The sequence below is a fragment of the Dolichospermum sp. LEGE 00246 genome (genome assembly GCF_015207865.1).
Taxonomy (GTDB): Bacteria; Cyanobacteriota; Cyanobacteriia; order Cyanobacteriales; family Nostocaceae; genus Dolichospermum; species Dolichospermum heterosporum.
The window spans coordinates 1-4332 of the sequence record NZ_JADEWA010000459.1; the positions used below are offsets into that span (position 1 = coordinate 1).

General features: G+C 41.0%; 3 protein-coding genes. 1 reads left to right on the forward strand and 2 read right to left on the reverse strand.

Going from position 1 to position 4332, the window contains the following annotated elements; translation table 11 throughout:
* The first annotated feature begins 90 nt into the window (after positions 1-90).
* Entirely contained in the window at positions 91-1629 is a 1539-nt protein-coding gene (gene radA / locus IQ228_RS22080) for a DNA repair protein RadA (RefSeq protein ID WP_027400699.1), read from the forward strand.
* A 66-nt stretch (positions 1630-1695) separates the two neighbouring features.
* On the opposite strand, the gene radC is transcribed toward radA, so the two are convergent.
* Together radC and IQ228_RS22090 are read right to left on the reverse strand one after the other, a co-directional pair.
* Positions 1696-2427, reverse strand: coding sequence for a DNA repair protein RadC (radC, locus tag IQ228_RS22085; protein ID WP_027400700.1), 732 nt, complete (start codon positions 2425-2427; stop codon positions 1696-1698).
* Between the two features lie 350 nt (positions 2428-2777).
* Complete coding sequence (locus tag IQ228_RS22090) at positions 2778-3716, reverse strand: phosphoribulokinase (RefSeq protein ID WP_027400701.1); 939 nt, start codon at positions 3714-3716, stop codon at positions 2778-2780.
* Positions 3717-4332 lie beyond the last annotated feature (616 nt).

A 4332-nucleotide genomic window follows, 5' to 3' on the forward strand; every position in this document is an offset into this window, starting at 1 on the left:
TAAGAGACAGGCTCTAACTATTACTACGATTAAATTTCGGTTTTTTCCAAGAATTAATGAAAAATTAAGATTATTATCTAAAATTTAAGCATGGCAAAGCCAAAAACCATTTATATCTGTAGTAATTGTGCAGCGGAATTCTCCCAATGGTTCGGAAAATGTTCAAATTGTGACACTTACGATTCTTTAGTTGAGCAGAATATTAGCTCTTTTCTGGGGGATATACCTGGCCGGGGTGGGGTGGGAAATTGGCAAGCTGGAGGTCATAGTAAGTCTCATGGTAAACCAGCTAAAGCTAGATCATCTCTGACTTTTGACCAAATTAGCGATCGCCAAATTGCTCGTTGGGAGTCCGGTTATGGCGAATTAGATCGAGTTTTAGGCGGTGGTGTTGTTCCCGGTTCAATGGTATTAATTGGTGGTGATCCTGGTATTGGTAAATCTACTTTACTACTACAAGTATCTAACCAATTAGCACAAAAATATCGTATTCTCTATGTTACAGGAGAAGAGTCTGGACAACAAGTAAAATTGCGTGCTTCTCGCTTGGGAATGTCCAAACCTCCTCTTATCGTCAAAGAAGATCATCAAAACAAAGATCCGGAAGCACCAGTGACAAATCCTCAACAACCTATAGATCCTGACAGTATAGGCGCGGATCTGTATATATTACCAGAGACAGATTTAGAAGAAATTTTACGAGAAATAGACTCCTTAAAGCCCAATGTGGCAGTAATAGATAGTATTCAAACCGTGTTTTTACCAGCTTTGACATCAGCACCGGGTTCAGTGGCTCAAGTCAGGGAATGTACCGCAGCCTTGATGAAGGTGGCAAAACATGAAGATATTACGATGTTAATTGTTGGTCATGTTACCAAAGAAGGCACGATTGCCGGACCGAGAGTATTAGAACACTTAGTTGATACTGTATTGTATTTTGAAGGCGATCGCTTTGCTTCCCACAGATTATTAAGAACTGTAAAAAACCGTTTCGGAGCAACACACGAAATTGGTATATTTGAAATGGTGTCTCAAGGATTAAGGGAAGTTGATAATCCTTCTGAATTATTTTTAGGCAATCGTGATGATCCGGCTCCAGGTACAGCTATTGTAGTAGCTTGTGAAGGAACAAGACCAATAGTAGTGGAATTACAAGCTTTAGTTAGCCCTACAAGTTATCCATCTCCTCGCCGAGCAGGTACAGGCATAGATTACAATCGGTTAGTGCAAATACTCGCCGTATTAGAAAAGCGTGTGGGTATTCCTATGTCCAAATTAGATTCCTATGTTGCTTCTGCAGGGGGATTAAATGTAGAAGAACCAGCAGTAGATTTAGGAATTGCCGTTGCCATAGTTGCCAGTTTCCGCGATCGCATCGTTGATCCTGGTACAGTCTTAATTGGAGAAGTAGGATTAGGGGGACAGGTGCGATCGGTTTCCCAAATGGAACTACGATTAAAGGAAGCAGCAAAACTGGGATTTAAAAGAGCGATCGTTCCTAAAGGCACAAAATTTCCTGAAATTGGTATAGAGATATTACCAGTAGGTAAAGTCATAGATGCAATTATTGCGGCTGTTCCTCATCAGGAGTTAACAGAGGAAGATTTAGAACCTGATGGGGATGAATAACCGGGCTAAAAACCCCAATGCACCCACAGAGAAAGCACTAGGAGACGTAGAAAAAAGGTAGAAATATCAATCAATTTGCGGACAATCATCCCATAAAGTTGTAATTTCTCGTAGACTCTGATGAGTGCCATTACCTAAGATTAAATGATCTAAAATGGAAATAGCTAACAGTTCTGCCCCGGCTAATAATTGACGAGTCAATTCGATATCTGCTTCACTGGGTTCTAAACTACCAGAAGGGTGATTATGGGCAACTATTACTCTTGTAGCACCTTGACGAATAACTTCTCGGAAAATATCACGGGGGGAGGCTAAAGTTTCCGTTGCTGTGCCAATTGTAATCACTTTTGTGCCTAATAACTTATTTTTCACATCCAATAATAATACGGCAAATCTTTCTTGATTTTGCCACATCAAGTCTTGACTCAGCACCGCAGCCGCAGCAATAGGACTATCAATTACTGTTCCGTCGGAGGGACGAGATAAAAAAGTCCGTTTACCCAATTCAATTGCTGCCAAAATAGTTGTCGCTTTTGCTGGTCCCACACCGGGAATTTCCATCAACTCAGCGGGGGAGATATTTCGTAAAGCAGCTAAGGGGTCACACTGACCTTTACCCAATTCTTGTAATATATATTGCCCTAAACCAACTGCTGAGAGTTTACCAGGTCCCTGACCAGTACCTAGCAAAATGGCGATTAATTCCGCTGTAGCTAAAATCTTTGCCCCGTGAGTCATTAACCTTTCACGAGGGCGTTCATTTTCCGGTAAGTCCGCTATTCTTAGGCAATAAGTCATACCAATTGGGGATTTTGAATTAGAAATAATTGGGTTATCGTCAAACTTATTCCTTTTTGGCAAAAGAAGGGAACAGGGAACAGATAAGTAGTGAGACAGAATTAATTACATAATGTCATTGCGTTAGCCATATGGAACGAAGTAAAATGAAGCAATAGCCAGGGTTGTGATTGCTTCCCTCGCAATGACTGTAAATATTTTTGTCCAATTACTTAAGAAACAATCATTTGCACCAGTTTAGAGCTTCAGTCAAAAACAAGATGTTTGTCAAAGATGGGTAGCACGAAAAAAACAGTGTCATTATTTCAATCTCATGTTTAAAAACATGAGTTTTTTCTGTTCCCTATGAATTACTGGTAAATTTGCGTAGCTTTGAGCATATGGTAGGTAATAATTAACTGAGTCAGGGCGAGAGGATAACTTTGTAGTGTTTCTCCAGTTGTACCTGCAATTCTACCCAATTCTGGATTACTTTCCCGATCGCACACATTATTTAAATACGGCATATCATTACACATAATCCGTTCGATTTTATTCACCTGTTCCAAAGTTGCATGACCGTCAACCTCTAAAACATCCACCGGTTTTCCCATATCTCTATCCAGTCCCAAGCGGATAGCTGATTGGGAATCACTACGACCAGCGTGAATAATTTCCGTAAAATCAGGGTGGGGAATCGAAGGACGCAGCACCAAGCGCACATTTAAACGTCCATTAGTGTCATCAGCCTCATCACTGGGAGGATAGAAACTGACTACAATATCCGACCATTGTCGCTGAGGACGGATATACCTTTCTGAATCTGGTTCGCGCTTGTCTAACTCCGCTAATACCTGTTCTGGAGTATAACCGCGCTTTTGAGTATCCCGTTTCACCTTCCAATCAGCGCGAAGTGGTTCAGGAGGGGCAAGATAGACTTTAACATCATAAGCATCACGGGCTACACGGGTAGAATAACCTAGTAACCCTTCAATAATCACAAATTTACTGGGTTTGATATATTGCGGTGGTTCAAATGTCCCTGTAGAGTGGCTGTAAACCGGCTTCAGAATCGCCTGTCCTGTCCGTAATAGCGATAAATGCTGCTGCATGATATCCAGATAGTTACAATCAGGATGCAGCGCCGTCATGCCGATTTCTGCCCGTTGTGTGCGATCGTAACGGTGGTAATCGTCCGTACAGATAATAGTCACATTTTCAGGACCTAGTACCTGAGCAATCCCTCTAGTCAGAGTTGTTTTCCCCGCAGCACTATCACCAACAATACCCAGAATAATTGGACGGCTCATGAATACCTCCTCTGACGCGAGTAAGTTTATAGAATAATCCTCAATTTTAGAGGGCGAATAAGCACTTTCTTCAGAAAATTATATCTTTGCAACATCTCTACATAAACTCCCTGGATTTGGTGTCATGGGATGATTTTTTGCACGCAGAGGCGCAGAGGCGCAGAGATTGAGAACCGCTATAAATTTTAAGTAATGAGACGGAATTAATTACATAACTGATTTTCCTGTTCTCTTCAACTAAGTAATTGGACAAAAATATTTACAGTCATTGCGAGCGAAGGGAAGCAATCACAACCCTTGGAATTGCTTCATTTCACTTCGTTTCATATGGCTAACGCCACGCTGCGCTAACGCAATGACATTGTGTAACTAATTCTGTCTCACTACTTACCAACATAATTATTTTCCTCTTTATCCTCTAAATCCTCAAATCCCGGACATCCTGATTCAGACAATTTAATTCACATCAAGACTTGACAAATCTCAAAGCTTGTATTATATTTATGTTATGAGTGGAAAAGTGTGCGCCCATATATATAGGCTTTTCAACCACCAATATAATTATTTTCCTCTTTATCCTGAAATCCTGGACATCCTGATATGGCTTGCGCCACAC